12 protein-coding genes are annotated in these 15982 nt (G+C 53.0%); 10 read left to right on the top strand and 2 right to left on the bottom strand.

The window, feature by feature from the left end:
* Positions 1 to 2: 2 nt before the first annotated feature.
* Complete coding sequence (locus tag SGR01S_RS16495) at positions 3 to 659, top strand: sugar phosphatase (RefSeq protein WP_061808026.1); 657 nt, start codon at positions 3 to 5, stop codon at positions 657 to 659.
* A gap of 104 nt (positions 660 to 763) precedes the next feature.
* Positions 764 to 2596: an SLC13 family permease gene (locus SGR01S_RS16490; protein WP_061808025.1), complete on the top strand. Its 1833-nt coding sequence runs from the start codon at positions 764 to 766 to the stop codon at positions 2594 to 2596.
* Between the two features lie 30 nt (positions 2597 to 2626).
* On the opposite strand, the gene yfbR is transcribed toward SGR01S_RS16490, so the two are convergent.
* Entirely contained in the window at positions 2627 to 3226 is a 600-nt protein-coding gene (yfbR, locus tag SGR01S_RS16485; protein WP_037421003.1) for a 5'-deoxynucleotidase, read from the bottom strand.
* A gap of 196 nt (positions 3227 to 3422) precedes the next feature.
* A complete protein-coding gene (locus SGR01S_RS16480; protein WP_061808024.1) occupies positions 3423 to 4637 on the bottom strand; it encodes a pyridoxal phosphate-dependent aminotransferase in 1215 nt (404 codons plus the stop codon).
* A gap of 862 nt (positions 4638 to 5499) precedes the next feature.
* Here SGR01S_RS16480 and lrhA point away from each other — a divergent pair.
* The 8 genes from lrhA to nuoH all read left to right on the top strand — a co-directional run bounded on the left by lrhA (position 5500) and on the right by nuoH (position 15979).
* Positions 5500 to 6435 carry a transcriptional regulator LrhA gene (lrhA, locus tag SGR01S_RS16475; RefSeq protein ID WP_037420997.1) on the top strand — a complete coding sequence of 312 codons (936 nt, stop codon included), beginning with the start codon at positions 5500 to 5502 and terminating at the stop codon, positions 6433 to 6435.
* 710 nt (positions 6436 to 7145) lie between these two features.
* A complete protein-coding gene (locus SGR01S_RS16470) occupies positions 7146 to 7583 on the top strand; it encodes an NADH-quinone oxidoreductase subunit A (protein ID WP_037420994.1) in 438 nt (145 codons plus the stop codon).
* Between the two features lie 23 nt (positions 7584 to 7606).
* Positions 7607 to 8281 carry a NuoB/complex I 20 kDa subunit family protein gene (locus tag SGR01S_RS16465; RefSeq protein WP_004947278.1) on the top strand — a complete coding sequence of 225 codons (675 nt, stop codon included), beginning with the start codon at positions 7607 to 7609 and terminating at the stop codon, positions 8279 to 8281.
* Between the two features lie 96 nt (positions 8282 to 8377).
* Positions 8378 to 10174, top strand: coding sequence for an NADH-quinone oxidoreductase subunit C/D (nuoC, locus tag SGR01S_RS16460; protein ID WP_037420988.1), 1797 nt, complete (start codon positions 8378 to 8380; stop codon positions 10172 to 10174).
* Between the two features lie 2 nt (positions 10175 to 10176).
* Positions 10177 to 10728: an NADH-quinone oxidoreductase subunit NuoE gene (gene nuoE / locus SGR01S_RS16455; protein WP_104410952.1), complete on the top strand. Its 552-nt coding sequence runs from the start codon at positions 10177 to 10179 to the stop codon at positions 10726 to 10728.
* A complete protein-coding gene (gene nuoF, locus SGR01S_RS16450; RefSeq protein WP_037420986.1) occupies positions 10725 to 12077 on the top strand; it encodes an NADH-quinone oxidoreductase subunit NuoF in 1353 nt (450 codons plus the stop codon). Before nuoE ends, nuoF begins: the two co-directional genes overlap by 4 nt.
* A gap of 189 nt (positions 12078 to 12266) precedes the next feature.
* Positions 12267 to 15005, top strand: a complete 2739-nt coding sequence (gene nuoG / locus SGR01S_RS16445) for an NADH-quinone oxidoreductase subunit NuoG (RefSeq protein ID WP_061808082.1) — start codon at positions 12267 to 12269, stop codon at positions 15003 to 15005.
* Positions 15002 to 15979 carry an NADH-quinone oxidoreductase subunit NuoH gene (gene nuoH, locus SGR01S_RS16440; RefSeq protein WP_037420984.1) on the top strand — a complete coding sequence of 326 codons (978 nt, stop codon included), beginning with the start codon at positions 15002 to 15004 and terminating at the stop codon, positions 15977 to 15979. The genes nuoG and nuoH overlap by 4 nt, the downstream gene beginning before the upstream one ends.
* The last annotated feature ends 3 nt before the right edge of the window (positions 15980 to 15982 follow it).

The raw sequence follows: 15982 nt of genomic DNA, 5'->3' as shown, positions 1-15982 counted from the left end.
CTGTGGAGTGTAAGGGTTTTCTGTTCGATCTTGATGGGACGTTGGTGGATTCGTTGCCGGCGGTAGAGCGCGCCTGGATCAATTGGGCCACACGCCGCGGCATTAATCCGCAGGACGTACTGGATTTTATTCACGGTAAACAGGCCATTACCTCGTTGCGTCACTTTATGCCGGGTGAAAGTGAGGACGCTATTCAGCAAGAGTTCTTGCTGTTGGAGCAAGTAGAAGCACAGGACACCGATGGCGTGACTGCGCTGCCTGGGGCCGCGGCGTTGCTGGCGCGGTTGGACCAACTCGATATTCCGTGGGCGATCGTTACCTCCGGCTCTATCCCGGTCGCTACCGCTCGCCGTCGCGCAGGGGGTTTGCCAGAGCCAGAAGTTTTCATTACTGCTGAACAGGTAAAACATGGCAAACCGCAGCCGGATGCGTATCTGTTGGGCGCTGAACGTCTCGGCTTGGCGCCGCAGGATTGCGTTGTGGTTGAAGATGCTGCTGCCGGTATTCTTTCTGGCTTGGCTGCGGGTTGCCAGGTGATTGCAGTCAATGCACCTGCCGATGCACCAAAACGGGATCAGGTCGATTTGCTGCTGACATCGCTTGAGCAGATCGCCGTGCACAAAACGGAACAGGGCGCAGAGATTCGTCTGGTGGCGTAACGCCAGGATCTCTATCTTCACCCTAATTGATTAGACCCCGCATCGGCGGGGTTTTTTTATGCTATTTTTTAAGCCCTTGGATATCTCTGCCGGATGAGGCCGTTTTGAACAGCGAATTACTGTGGGTGCTGAGTTTACTGTTGATTGCCATTGTGCTGTTTACCACGAATAAGCTGCGTATGGACGTCGTAGCGTTGCTGGTGATCATCGCCTTTGTGCTAAGTGGCACACTGACCTTGTCTGAGGCTACGGTGGGCTTTAGTGACCCCAATGTAATTCTGATTGCTGCGCTGTTCGTGATCGGTGAGGGGTTGGTACGCACCGGTGTGGCTTATCAGGTGGGTGACTGGTTGGTGAAAGTTGCCGGTAGTAGTGAAACCAAGATGTTGATGTTGCTGATGGTCACCGTGGCCGGGCTGGGCGCGTTCATGAGCTCGACAGGCGTGGTGGCAATCTTTATTCCGGTGGTGCTTAGCGTGGCGGCGCGTATGAAAATTGCCCCGGGCAGGTTGATGATGCCGCTGAGCTTTGCCGGTCTGATTAGCGGCATGATGACGCTGGTGGCGACGCCGCCAAACATGGTAGTGAACAGCGAATTGGTGCGAGAGGGCATTAGCGGCTTTGGTTTTTTCGGCGTGACGCCAGTCGGGTTAGCGGTACTGGTGTTGGGCGTGGGCTACATGTTGGTGGCTCGCCGCTGGTTGAGCAATGACGACGGTGACAAAACGCGCGAAACCTGGCAGCGTCGCACTTTCCGTGATCTGATCCGCGACTATAAGCTGACGGGCAGGGCGCGCCGGCTGGCTATCCGTAACGGGTCTCCGCTGGTGGGGCGCTCGCTCGACGAAGTGCATCTGCGCGCCCGCTACGGCGCAAACGTGGTGGGGATTGAACGTTGGAAACGCTTTCGGCGTGTGATGGTAAGCGCATCCGGCAGCACCGAGCTGCGTGAAGGGGACGTACTTTTGCTCGATATGTCGGACAGCCAGGTGGATCTCCGCGAGTTTTGCAGTGATCAGCAACTGGAGCCGATGGTATTACGCGGCGATTACTTCTCCGAACAATCACGCAACGTGGGTATGGCGGAAGTGTCGTTAATCCCCGATTCAACGCTGTTGGGCAAAAGCCTGCGTGAATCTACCTTTCGCAGTCGCTACGATCTGAACGTGGTCGGCATACGTCGCAATGGTAAAACGCTGCCGGGTAAATTGGTGGATGAACCGCTAGCGTTGGGCGATATCCTGCTGGTGATCGGTGACTGGAAGGCCATTCGTCAATTGCAGGTAAAAACCCATGATTTCATCGTGCTCAACTTGCCGGCAGAGGTCGACGAGGTAGCACCGGCGATCACCCAGGCACCGCATGCGTTGTTCTGTTTGGCGCTGATGGTGGCCATGATGTTGACTGATGAGATCCCCAATCCCATCGCCGCATTGATTGCCTGTTTATTGATGGGAAAGTTCCGCTGTATCGACATGGAAAGTGCCTATAAGTCGATTCATTGGCCGAGCATTATCTTGATTGTCGGCATGATGCCGTTCGCCCAGGCACTGCAAAAAACAGGCGGGGTGGACTTGATCGTCCGCGGGTTAATGGATGTTGCCGGTGGTGCTGGACCACGGGTCATGCTGGTGTGTCTGTTCGCACTGTGTGCCACTATCGGGCTGTTTATCTCCAACACGGCGACGGCTGTACTGATGGCACCAATTGCTATTGCCGCTGCGCGTGAAATGGGTGTCTCGCCGTACCCGTTTGCGATGATTATCGCTATCGCCGCGTCAGCTGCGTTTATGACGCCAGTTTCTTCGCCGGTGAATACCTTGGTGCTGGGGCCGGGGAACTATAAGTTTGGTGATTTTGTCCGTATGGGCGTGCCATTCACACTACTGGTGATGTTGGTCAGCGTGATTATTGTGCCGTGGCTGTATGCTTTTTAATTAACGGCGCAGCGTGCTGCGCCATGAAGGTTACAGGGAGGAGTCCAGGCTGATTTCGTCCAGGGACAGGCTGAAACTGGGAATAAACACATTCATGAAGTAATCCATCTCCGGGCTGCTGCGCTGCTGCAGGGTCTTTTCCAACCGGGCTTTCGCCAGCTTGAATTCGTTATTACCGGCAGACAACTCCTCCAGACATTTCAGGTAGGCACAGAGCGCATCTGCCTGCTTAACCACCAATTTTTCGTCTTCAGTGTAATAGTGCTCGTCAAGAATGGAGCGGAAATCGTTGCGTAACTCGGCGGGAATCATATCCAGCAACTTCTGCTGGGCGATCTTTTCGATCTTCTTATATTCGTGGGCGATCTGTGGATTGTAATACTTGATCGGCGTCGGCATGTCACCAGTGATCACTTCACTGGCATCATGATACATCGCCAGCAGGGCGACGCGATCGGCGCTCAGGTTGCCATTGAACTTTCGGTTTTTGATCACGGCCAACGCATGAGCGACAAACGCTACCTGCAGACTGTGTTCGGAAACATTCTCGGTACGGACATTGCGCATCAGCGGCCAGCGATTAATCAGTTTCAAGCGTGACAGATGGGCAAAAAAGTGGCTCTGGCTCATGGTGCTCTCTTTTACAACGGCAAGTGAGGTCTCCATTGTGAGCAGTGATTGCGGCTTATGCAAATATCCTTCTTGCTACGAGCAGCCTATTTTTAGGCTGCCTGCGGCTACCCCGGTTACACAATATTTTAGGATACCGGGGATAGCGTTCCCGCTCAGTAACTGTCAGGAGGTTACCTGAGCGGGGTCTACTCATTTACTGACGGTAGCTTTCGAGGAAGCGTCCCAGTTTGCCTACTGCCATTTCCAGCTCGTCCACACGTGGTAAGGTCACGATGCGCACGTGATCCGGATATGGCCAGTTGAAGGCGCTCCCCTGTACCAGCAGCACTTTTTCCTGTAACAGCAGGTCCAGTACCAATTTCTGGTCGTCGTGGATATTGAATCGTTTAGCGTCGATACGAGGGAACATGTACAGTGCACCCTGAGGCTTCACGCAGGAAACGCCAGGGATCTCGTTCAACAGTTCCCAGGTGCGGTTGCGCTGTTCATACAGACGGCCACCGGGTTGAATGAATTCGCTGATGCTCTGATAGCCGCCCAAAGCCGTTTGGATCGCATGCTGCATCGGCACGTTGGCACACAGGCGCATTGACGCCAGCATTTCCAGGCCTTCAATGTAACCCTTGGCGTGTTTCTTCGGCCCGTTCAGTACCATCCAACCCTGGCGGAAACCGGCTACGCGGTAGGTTTTAGACAGCCCGTTGAAAGTCACCGTCAGCAAATCCGGTGCCAGTGCGGCGATAGAATGGTGTTCGGCTTCGTCATACAGGATTTTGTCGTAAATCTCGTCGGCGAAGATGATCAGGTTGTGTTCACGGGCGATCTCAACAATCTGTTCCAACAGTTCTTTGCTGTATACCGCGCCGGTCGGGTTATTCGGGTTGATGATCACAATACCGCGAGTGCGGGGGGTAATTTTGCTGATGATGTCATCCAGATCTGGGAACCAACCGGCTTCTTCATCACACAGATAATGCACAGCCTTGCCGCCAGACAGCGAGACAGCGGCGGTCCATAACGGATAATCCGGTGCCGGCACCAGCATTTCGTCACCGCTGTTCAGCAACGCCTGCATGGATTGCACGATCAGTTCAGAAACCCCATTGCCGATGTAGATATCCTCAACGGTCATGTCACGTATGTTACGCGCCTGGTAGTGCTGCATGATCGCTTTACGTGCCGAGAAGAGCCCTTTGGAATCAGAGTAGCCTTGCGCCGTGGGCAAATTGCGAATCACGTCGACCAGGATTTCATCAGGGGCGTCAAAACCAAACGGGGCTGGGTTGCCGATGTTCAGTTTCAGGACTTTATTGCCTTCTTCTTCAAGACGTTTAGCTTCTTTGAGCACCGGGCCGCGAATGTCATAGCAGACGTTGTCCAGTTTGTTGGATTTCTCAATGGGGGACATAAAAAGTTGAGCCTTTTGCTGGGATGGGGGCGTTCCTACCGTGGAACACCGCAACCTGCACAATGTACTCCTGGCGATAGCGCTTTTGAAGGGTTATGCACGCCTTTGGTGCAAACGAAGGGGGAGGGGGGCAATTTCAGGGGGTATAAACAACGCTAAAGTAATTTAATGGGTTTTAACTCCGGATTTTAATTGTTTTCTGGTTTTTTACTCTGTTATGGTGAGCGCGTGCAGGCATAATTGCCCAGAAGCATCAAGACCGCAGCGATAAAACGTCCACGACTGTTAAGCTGGACCGAGGATTAAAACAGATAAAATGTAAAGAAATGATAATGCCAGAGTAGTCTGATGGCGAGTTGCTAATCGGCGATCCACACTAAATGATAAGGCCAAATTACATTAGCAATATTACAGTTTGTATCTTAAGCCACATTTAAGTGGTTATTCCGGAGTTATTCATGGAATAAATGTTACTAGTTGAATTTATTAAATTCGTTACAAAACGAACCGAAAGATACAGGAAAAAAAATTTATGTTTTATCGTGTCGATTGACGCTGAGGCCAGTCAGGGTGCGGAAGTTGTGCAGCACAATTGGAGTGGAAATCAGGCGCGGTGAATGAGTAAAATATTTATGCAGGTTAAAATTAAACACTTTAACCACTAATAAAGTACGGCGTTCTATAAGCATCTGCGATAGATCACATTTTAAAAGGCGATAGAGGTAACGAAATAAAAGTAATTTTTTTGCCCTCCACTAATGAGTGGGGTACTGTCATGTCTGGCATCGTCCCTTTTAAACGATGTCTTAGAAATACACCAAGGTAGTTTGTAAATTAGAATTCAAAAAGTGAAGAAAACACTATGACAACTGCAAATCGTCCGATACTCAATCTCGACCTCGATCTGCTTAGAACCTTTGTTGCTGTTGCTGATTTGAATACTTTTGCGGCGGCGGCAGTTGCCGTTTGTCGTACCCAATCAGCCGTCAGTCAACAAATGCAGCGGTTAGAGCAACTGGTTGGCAAAGAGTTGTTTGCCCGTCATGGGCGCAATAAATTACTGACCGAACACGGTATACAGCTTCTCGGCTACGCCAGGAAAATCCTGCGCTTCAACGACGAAGCCTGTACTTCGCTGATGTACAACAATATAAAGGGTGTTCTGACTATCGGTGCTTCTGACGATACCGCCGATACCATTTTGCCTTTCCTCCTCAACCGCGTCACGTCAGTGTATCCAAAGCTGGCAATTGATGTTCGGGTGAAACCTAGTTCGTTTATGACCGACATGCTGGAAAACGGTGAAGTCGATCTGGCGATTACCACAATGGCTACCGAAGACCGCCCGCACATTGTGTTGCGGACTTCGCCAACCCTGTGGTATTGCTCGGCGGATTACTATTTTCAGGCTGGAGAACCGATCCCGTTGGTGGTGATGGACGAACCGAGTCCGTTCCGCGCAATGGCGATCAAACACCTGGATGATGCCGGGATTCCATGGCGAATCGCCTATGTTGCGTCAACACTCTCTGCCGTTCGTGCTGCGTGCAAGGCAGGGCTGGGGATCACTGTTCGGCCAATCGAAATGATGAGCCCGGACTTGCGGGTATTAGGCGCGGTAGAAGGCTTGCCACCGTTGCCGGATACCCAATATGCCTTGTGCAAGGATCCAAAGTGCGCAAACGAGCTGGCAATGGCAATTTTCAGCGCAATGCAGAACGGCAATAGCAACTACAGCTTCAGTGGGCCAGGTGCTTCGCTGCAAGATGATGCTTGTCTGGTTGATGATGAGGAATAACGCCAAAACGCGTTAATCCGGATGAAAAACCTCCACCTCGGTGGAGGTTTTTTTTGGCCTAAAATCACGGAAAGTTATCTTTATAAGCGATTAACCTGATTTAAAGCCTGAAAAGGTTATTTCTGTTGTTTTATTTTGCAGGTGAGAACTGTTATCAGTCGAAAAAAAAGACTTTCGATGATTTTTTGAACGAATAATTGCGGAGCTAAAGGCCTGGAATCAATATGGTTATTTTGGTAGTTTGTCACGGCCGTGTTTGACCGCCGAAATTGACAAAATTTATTAAAGGGCCACACTTTTTTTGAGGATTTATGCTGGAAACGTGTCCTGGATCAAAAAAATACCCCTAGGTAGTGAGTGGAAGAACAGGAGATTCCTGAGACAATGGTATAGTAAAACTGAAATGTGCATGTTGGTTTATATCTATCTGTTTCTACACAGCAATTAACTGACACGATTTAGCCTAAGCCAGGCGCATGAAATGTTAATTAAATGATATGTATGTAAACTAGTGTGTAGATACTTTTGTCAAAGTTGACAAAAGGTTATAGAAAGGAGTAAAAAGCCCACAGTAAAACGCTGCCTAACTCGCTGTAAAAGCAGTTTGTTTGTGTGGTTAATTTATCCTTCCCTTAAATCGATGTGGTGCACTAACTGCCAGATACAAGAGCAGAGCGATCGACGCCACTTTTGATGAGTAAGCATAGAGTATGTCAACAACCACTGAAGTTATCGCTCATCACTGGGCGTTCGCCGTATTTCTTGTCGTGGCTATCGGGCTTTGCGGCTTAATGCTGCTGGGTGCGTTCTTCTTGGGCGGGAGAGCCCGCGCGCGCGCCAAACACACCCCATTTGAATCAGGCATCGACTCAGTCGGCACGGCGCGTATGCGTCTGTCTGCCAAGTTCTACCTGGTCGCCATGTTCTTCGTTATTTTCGATGTTGAAGCCTTGTACCTGTACGCCTGGTCGGTCTCCATTCGTGAGAGCGGTTGGGTTGGCTTTATCGAAGCCGCCATTTTCATTTTGGTGCTATTGGCCGGTCTGTTTTATCTGGTGCGTATTGGCGCATTGGACTGGACACCGTCGCGTTCCAAACGTCTGAGTAAACCAGGCACGATCACTAACACCAACAGTCATCCGCAGTAGTCGGTTAAAAACGAGGCATTAAGATGGACTATACGCTCACCCGCATAGACCCGAACGGTGAGAACGACCGTTACCCCCTGCAAAAACAGGAGATCGTCGCAGATCCTCTGGACCAACAGGTTCACCGCACGGTTTACATGGGTAAACTCGAACATGCATTGCATGACATGGTGAACTGGGGGCGTAAAAACTCTATTTGGCCATATAACTTCGGCCTTTCGTGCTGTTATGTGGAGATGGTGACGTCGTTTACCGCCGTTCACGATGTGGCCCGTTTTGGTGCTGAAGTATTGCGTGCTTCACCGCGTCAGGCTGACCTGATGGTCGTTGCCGGCACTTGCTTCACCAAGATGGCCCCGGTCATTCAGCGCCTGTATGAACAGATGCTGGAGCCAAAATGGGTGATCTCCATGGGCGCCTGCGCCAACTCCGGCGGCATGTACGACATCTATTCCGTTGTACAGGGCGTGGACAAGTTCCTTCCGGTCGACGTGTATATTCCTGGCTGCCCACCGCGTCCAGAAGCGTACATGCAAGCGCTGATGCTGCTACAGGAATCTATTGGCAAAGAACGCCGCCCTCTGTCTTGGGTTGTCGGCGATCAGGGCGTTTATCGCGCCAATATGCAGTCTGAAAGAGAGCGTAAACACGGCGAGCGTATCGCGGTGACCAACCTTCGGACGCCTGACGAGATTTAAGACGTTCATTTAACGTCCATCTTAGTGCGCTATTGGTTAACACAGCGAAAAGTGAACTTGCGGCGAAATAACCCTTTAGTGTGGTGAAAAAAAATTATGACAGATTTAACGACGCACGACGCCTTGCCTTCTTGGCAAACCCGGGATCACCTTGACGATCCGGTTATTGGCGAACTGCGCAACCGTTTTGGGCCGGAAGCCTTTACTGTTCAGCCCTCCCGTACCGGAATGCCCGTGGTATGGGTCAAACCTGACCAGCTACTGGAAGTAATGACGTTTTTAAGAAAACAGCCGAAGCCTTACGTTATGCTGTTCGATTTGCATGGCGTGGACGAGCGTCTGCGAACCCACCGCGATGGCCTGCCTGCTGCGGATTTCTCTGTTTTCTATCATCTGATTTCTATCGAACGTAACCGCGATATCATGCTGAAAGTGGCACTGTCTGAAAAAGACTTGCACGTGCCCACAGCAACCAAGGTCTTCCCGAATGCCAACTGGTATGAGCGTGAAACCTGGGAAATGTTCGGTATTACCTTCGACGGCCACCCACACCTGACGCGCATCATGATGCCGCAAACCTGGGAAGGCCACCCGCTGCGTAAAGACTACCCGGCCCGCGCCACCGAATTCGATCCTTTTGTGTTGACCAAACAGAAAGAAGATTTGGAAATGGAAGCGCTGACCTTCAAGCCAGAAGATTGGGGCATGAAGCGCGGCACCGAGAACGAGGACTTCATGTTCCTTAACCTCGGTCCGAACCACCCGTCTGCGCACGGTGCATTCCGTATCATTCTGCAGTTGGATGGCGAAGAGATCGTCGATTGCGTTCCAGATATTGGTTACCACCACCGTGGCGCCGAGAAAATGGGCGAACGTCAGTCCTGGCACAGCTACATTCCGTACACCGACCGTATCGAGTATCTCGGCGGTTGTGTGAACGAAATGCCTTATGTGCTGGCGGTTGAGAAACTGGCCGGTATCAAAGTGCCGGATCGCGTAGACACCATTCGCGTGATGCTGTCAGAACTGTTCCGCATCAACAGTCACTTGCTGTACATCAGTACCTTTATTCAGGACGTCGGCGCAATGACCCCGGTGTTCTTCGCCTTTACCGACCGTCAGAAAATCTACGATTTGGTTGAAGCGATTACCGGTTTCCGTATGCACCCGGCCTGGTTCCGTATTGGCGGTGTTGCACACGACCTGCCACGCGGCTGGGATCGTCTGCTGCGCGAGTTCCTTGAGTGGATGCCAAAACGTCTGGATTCTTACGTCAAGGCTGCACTGAAGAACAGCATCCTAAAAGGCCGTTCTGTCGGTGTTGCATCCTACAATGCTAAAGAAGCCTTGGAGTGGGGCGTCACTGGCGCGGGTCTGCGCGCTACCGGTATCGAGTTCGACGTGCGTAAATGGCGTCCATATTCTGGCTACGAGAATTTCGATTTTGAAATTCCGGTGGGCGACGGCAACAGCGACTGCTATACCCGTGTGATGTTAAAAGTGGAAGAGCTGCGTCAGAGTCTGCGCATCCTCGAACAGTGCCTGAACAACATGCCGGAAGGCCCGTTCAAGGCCGATCACCCGCTGACCACACCGCCGCCGAAAGAGCGCACGTTGCAGCACATTGAAACGCTGATCACCCACTTCCTGCAGGTTTCCTGGGGCCCGGTGATGCCAGCCAACGAATCATTCCAGATGATTGAAGCCACTAAAGGGATCAACAGCTACTACCTGACCAGCGACGGCAGCACCATGAGCTACCGCACCCGGGTACGTACGCCAAGCTTTGCGCATTTGCAGCAAATCCCAGCGGTAATCCGTGGCAGCCTGGTCTCCGACCTGATCGTCTATCTGGGTAGTATCGATTTTGTAATGTCAGATGTGGACCGCTAACTATGCATGATCAAAAAGACAATCACGCGAATAACGAAGCGCTTGAACCCATCAATGCGGCCGCTCCTCAGAGCGGCGTTGATGCATTTGAGCTGAGCGCGGAAGAACGTGATGCGATCGAGCACGAAAAGCACCATTACGAGGATCCACGCGCCGCCTCCATTGAAGCACTGAAAATTGTGCAGAAGCAGCGTGGTTGGGTTCCGGACGGTGCGATTTATGCCATCGCGGAAGTGCTGGGCATTCCTGCCAGCGACGTAGAAGGCGTGGCCACGTTCTACAGCCAGATTTTCCGTCAGCCAGTAGGACGTCACGTGATCCGTTATTGTGACAGCGTTGTTTGTCACATCACCGGTTATCAGGGCATTCAGGCCGCCATTGAGAAGAAGCTAAGCATCAAACCCGGTCAAACTACCTTTGATGGGCGCTTCACTCTGCTGCCAACCTGCTGCCTGGGCAACTGCGATAAAGGGCCAACCATGATGATTGATGAGGACACTCACAGTCAGCTGAAGCCTGAAGATATCGAGACGTTACTGGAGCAGTATCAATGATTAAAGACATTGTACGCACTCCCGAAATGCACCCGCTGACCTGGCGACTGCGCGACGACAAACAGCCTGTGTGGCTGGATGAATACCGCAGCAAAAATGGTTACGCCGGCGCTGAAAAAGCCATTAAGGGCCTGGCCCCGGATGAGATCGTCACCCTGGTAAAAGACGCCGGGTTGAAAGGTCGTGGCGGCGCAGGTTTCTCTACCGGCCTGAAGTGGAGCCTGATGCCGAAAGACGAATCCATGAACATCCGTTACCTGCTGTGTAACGCCGATGAAATGGAGCCGGGCACCTATAAAGACCGTTTGCTGATGGAACAACTGCCGCACCTGTTGGTGGAAGGCATGCTGATCTCTGCATTCGCGCTGAAGGCTTACCGTGGCTATATCTTCCTGCGCGGTGAGTACATTGAAGCTGCGGTGCATTTGCGCCGTGCGATTGCCGAAGCCACCGAAGCCGGTTATTTGGGCAAGAACATCATGGGCAGCGGCTTTGACTTCGAGCTGATTGTTCATACTGGCGCTGGTCGTTACATCTGCGGCGAAGAAACCGCATTGATCAACTCGCTGGAAGGCCGCCGAGCCAACCCACGCTCCAAGCCACCATTCCCGGCGTCTTCCGGTGTTTGGGGCAAACCGACTTGCGTGAATAACGTGGAAACCCTGTGTAACGTTCCGGCGATCCTGGCGAACGGTATTGACTGGTACAAGGGAATTTCCGCCGGTAAGAGTAACGACGCGGGTACCAAACTGATGGGCTTCTCCGGCCGGGTGAAAAACCCAGGCGTTTGGGAGCTGCCGTTTGGCACCACCGCGCGTGAAATTCTGGAAGATTACGCCGGTGGTATGCGTGACGGATTGCGTTTTAAAGCCTGGCAGCCAGGCGGTGCAGGTACAGACTTCCTGACTGCTGATCACCTTGATCTGCCGATGGACTTCGAGAACATCGGTAAAGCCGGCAGCCGTCTCGGCACCGCGTTGGCGATGGCGGTGGACCACGAAATCGGTATGGTTCCGTTGGTGCGTAACCTTGAAGAGTTCTTCGCACGTGAGTCCTGTGGCTGGTGTACGCCATGCCGTGACGGCTTACCGTGGAGTGTGAAGATCCTGCGTGCATTGGAAAATGGTGAAGGGCAACCGGGGGATATCGAAACCCTCGAGCAGCTGTGCCGTTCCCTTGGCCCAGGAAAAACCTTCTGCGCACATGCGCCAGGTGCCGTAGAGCCACTGCAAAGCGCAATTAAATATTTCCGTGAAGAGTTCGAAGCGGGCATCAAAGTGAAGCACTTCAGCAACGCGCATGCGATTGGTGGTATTCAGGCCAATAATCTGCTGAAGCAACGCTGGTAAGCCCGCTTTTAGCCCAAAGTATTTCGCCGGACAGCCAGGCGGCAAGTGGGGAAATCCCCTGGAGCTTACCGCGGTAAGTCACTGGGGTGAGCACACGCAGCCAACAACGCTGTAGGGTGAAATACGCAGGGATACAGAATTTTTGATTAACGCCTGCCGCGAGGCAGGCCACTTGGAAGCATGCTGACTATGGCTACGATTCATGTAGACGGCAAAGAATACGACGTAGATGGTGCTGACAACCTGCTGCAGGCTTGTCTCTCCCTCGGCCTCGATATTCCTTACTTTTGCTGGCATCCGGCGCTGGGAAGCGTCGGCGCTTGCCGCCAATGTGCGGTAAAGCAATACCAAAACGCGGAAGATACGCGTGGCCGTTTGGTGATGTCTTGTATGACACCGGCATCCGATGGGACCTTTATTTCCATCGACGATGGCGAAGCCAAACAGTTCCGTGAAAGCGTGGTTGAGTGGTTGATGACCAACCACCCACACGACTGTCCGGTATGTGAAGAAGGCGGTAACTGTCATTTGCAGGATATGACAGTAATGACCGGCCACAGCTTCCGTAAATACCGTTTCAGTAAGCGTACCCATAACAACCAGGAGTTAGGGCCGTTTATCTCGCACGAGATGAACCGCTGTATCGCCTGTTACCGTTGTGTGCGCTATTACAAGGATTATGCGGACGGCACTGACTTCGGTGTGTACGGCGCACACGACAATGTCTACTTTGGTCGTGTCGAGAGCGGTACGCTGGAAAGCGAGTTCTCCGGTAACCTGGTAGAAGTGTGCCCGACCGGTGTGTTCACCGACAAAACGCATTCCGAACGCTACAACCGTAAATGGGACATGCAGTTTGCGCCAAGCATCTGCCAGCAGTGCAGCATCGGCTGTAACACCAGCCCGGGTGAGCGTTATGGCGAACTGCGTCGTATCGAAAACCGTTATAACGGCAGCGTGAACCATTACTTCCTGTGTGACCGCGGCCGCTTCGGTTATGGCTACGTGAACCAGAAAGATCGTCCGCGTCAGCCACAGCAACTGCGTGGTGACGACTGGATCACCCTGAATGCCGAGCAGGCAATGCAAGGCGCGGCGGATATTCTGCGTCAGGCGAAGAAAACCATCGGTATCGGCTCTCCGCGCGCCAGCCTGGAAAGTAACTTTGCACTGCGCGAACTGGTCGGTGCCGAGAACTTCTACACCGGGATTTCGCAGGCAGAGCAGGGTCGTTTGAACCTGATGCTGAACGTGCTGCAAAACAGCGGCGTTTACACGCCTGCACTGCGTGAAATCGAAGGCTACGATGCGGTATTGGTGTTAGGTGAAGATCTCACCCAAACCGGTGCGCGTATAGCCCTGTCGGTACGTCAGGCGGTGAAAGGCAAGGCTCGTGCTATGGCGGCAGCCCAGCGTGTTGCCGACTGGCAGATCGCGGCGATCCAAAACATTGGTCAACACGCGAAATATCCGCTGTTTGTGACCAACGTGGATGACACGCGTTTGGACGACATCGCGGCATGGAACTACCGTGCACCGGTGGATGAGCAGGCGCGTTTAGGTTTCGCTATTGCCCATGCGCTGGACAATGCGGCACCGGCGGTCAGCGACTTGGCTGGCGGCCTGGACAAGAAAGTCGACATCATCGTGCAGGCGCTGACTGATGCGCGTAAACCGTTGATCATCACCGGCAGCAACGCCGGTAGCGAAGCCATCATCGAAGCGGCGGCTAACATCGCCAAAGCGCTGAAGGATCGCGGTTCTGACGTGGGTATCACCTTCGTAGCCAGTGCTGCAAATAGCCTCGGTTTGTCGATGATCGGCGGCGGTTCACTTGATCAGGCTTTGACGCAGTTGGAAAACGGCGACGCCGATACTGCTATCGTCATGGAAAACGATCTCTACCGGCATGCGCCTGCGGGGAAAGTGGACGCGGCGCTGGCCAAGGTCAGCAACCTGATTGTAGCGGACCATCAACGCACTGCCGTGATGGAAAAGGCTAACCTGATCCTGTCTGCGGCAAGTTTTGCCGAGAGTGACGGTACGTTGGTCAACCAGGAAGGCCGCGCACAGCGCTTCTTCCAGGTCTACGATCCTGCCTACTACGACGATGCTAAAAAGAATCAGTTTACCGTGATGCTGGAAAGCTGGCGCTGGATGCACTCGCTGCATTCTACCTACACCAGTCGCCACGTGGATTGGACGCAGCTCGACGACGTGATCGCCGCCTGTGTCAATGCATTGCCGCTACTGCAGGGCATCGTCGACGCAGCACCAGACGCGAGCTTCCGTATTCGTGGTCAGAAACTGGCGCGTTCTCCGATTCGCTCCAGCGGCCGTACGGCCATGCGCGCTAATATCAGCGTACATGAACCGCGTCAGCCACAGGATAAAGACACCATGTTCGCCTTCTCCATGGAAGGCAACAACAGTCCGCTGGCCGACCGTCAGCAGATCCCATTCGCATGGGCACCAGGTTGGAACTCACCGCAAGCATGGAACAAGTTCCAGGCCGAAGTGGGTGGCAAGTTGCGTCATGGCGATCCGGGTGTGCGTCTGATTGAAGCAGGGGAGGGCAAGCTGGATTACTTTACCAACGTGCCTGCCGCCTTTGGTCATGAGCAAGGCTGGCGTGTTGCGCCGTATTACCATTTATTCGGCAGTGATGAAATGTCACAGCGTTCTGGTGTGATCCAGCAACGTATGCCGGATGCTTATGTCATGGTGAACCCGGCGGATGCTGCTGCGCTTGGCGTTAATGCCGGTGCGCTGGTGGAATTCAGCTGTGCAGGCCAGACGCTGCGTCTGCCAGTACGCCTGAGTGAAACCCTGACCCAGGGACAGGTGGGTTTACCGCTTGGTTTGCCTGGGATCCCGCCAGTATTGGTGGGTGCGACGGTTGAAAATCTGCGGGAGGCGACACGATGAGCTGGTTTACCCCTGAGGTGATCGACATTCTGATTGCCATTCTTAAAGCGGTAGTGATCCTGCTGGTCGTAGTGAGCTGTGGGGCATTCATGAGCTTCGGCGAACGCCGTTTGCTCGGTTTGTTCCAGAACCGTTATGGACCAAACCGTGTCGGCTGGGGTGGCTCGCTGCAGCTGGTCGCCGACATGATCAAAATGTTCTTCAAGGAAGACTGGGTACCGAAATTCTCCGACCGGGTGATCTTTACCCTGGCGCCGATGATCGCCTTTACTTCCCTGTTGCTGGCATTTGCCATTGTTCCGGTCAGTCCGACCTGGGCAGTGTCCGACCTCAATATCGGTATTTTGTTCTTCCTGATGATGGCTGGCCTGGCGGTATACGCCGTGCTGTTCGCCGGCTGGTCGAGCAACAACAAATACTCGCTGTTGGGGGCGATGCGTGCTTCCGCGCAAACCCTGAGCTATGAAGTGTTCATCGGCCTGTCGCTGATGGGCGTGGTGGCGCAGGCAGACTCCTTCAACATGCAAACCATCGTTGAATCTCAGGCGCATCTGTGGAACGTTATCCCGCAATTCTTTGGTTTTGTTACCTTTGCGATTGCCGGTGTTGCGGTGTGCCACCGCCATCCGTTTGACCAACCAGAAGCCGAGCAGGAACTGGCTGACGGTTACCACATTGAATATTCCGGTATGAAATTCGGTCTGTTCTTTGTGGGTGAGTACATCGGTATCGTCACCGTTTCTGCCCTGATTGTGACGTTGTTCTTCGGTGGCTGGCAGGGTCCATTCCTGCCGCCATTCATCTGGTTCGCGCTGAAAACGGCTTTCTTCATGATGATGTTTATTCTGATTCGTGCTGCTCTGCCACGTCCGCGCTATGACCAGGTGATGGCCTTCGGCTGGAAAGTGTGTCTGCCGCTGACGCTGCTGAACCTGCTGGCGACTGCCGCAGTCATTTTGTACAACGCTCAATAAGGG

Origin of the sequence: Serratia grimesii NBRC 13537 (assembly GCF_001590905.1) — a bacterium.
Lineage (GTDB): Bacteria > Pseudomonadota > Gammaproteobacteria > Enterobacterales > Enterobacteriaceae > Serratia > Serratia grimesii.
Note: the sequence above shows the minus strand (reverse complement) of the source record. Positions and strands in the feature narration are given on the sequence as shown.

What these genes read in the sequence shown, in the direction of transcription:
- yfbR (WP_037421003.1), bottom strand. Translation starts at nt 3,226, where the DNA reads ATGAGCCAGAGCCACTTTTTTGCCCATCTGTCACGCTTGAAACTGATT.
- SGR01S_RS16480 (WP_061808024.1), bottom strand. Translation starts at nt 4,637, where the DNA reads ATGTCCCCCATTGAGAAATCCAACAAACTGGACAACGTCTGCTATGAC.
- lrhA (WP_037420997.1), top strand. Translation starts at nt 5,500, where the DNA reads ATGACAACTGCAAATCGTCCGATACTCAATCTCGACCTCGATCTGCTT.
- SGR01S_RS16470 (WP_037420994.1), top strand. Translation starts at nt 7,146, where the DNA reads ATGTCAACAACCACTGAAGTTATCGCTCATCACTGGGCGTTCGCCGTA.
- SGR01S_RS16465 (WP_004947278.1), top strand. Translation starts at nt 7,607, where the DNA reads ATGGACTATACGCTCACCCGCATAGACCCGAACGGTGAGAACGACCGT.
- nuoC (WP_037420988.1), top strand. Translation starts at nt 8,378, where the DNA reads ATGACAGATTTAACGACGCACGACGCCTTGCCTTCTTGGCAAACCCGG.
- nuoE (WP_104410952.1), top strand. Translation starts at nt 10,177, where the DNA reads ATGCATGATCAAAAAGACAATCACGCGAATAACGAAGCGCTTGAACCC.
- nuoF (WP_037420986.1), top strand. Translation starts at nt 10,725, where the DNA reads ATGATTAAAGACATTGTACGCACTCCCGAAATGCACCCGCTGACCTGG.
- nuoG (WP_061808082.1), top strand. Translation starts at nt 12,267, where the DNA reads ATGGCTACGATTCATGTAGACGGCAAAGAATACGACGTAGATGGTGCT.
- nuoH (WP_037420984.1), top strand. Translation starts at nt 15,002, where the DNA reads ATGAGCTGGTTTACCCCTGAGGTGATCGACATTCTGATTGCCATTCTT.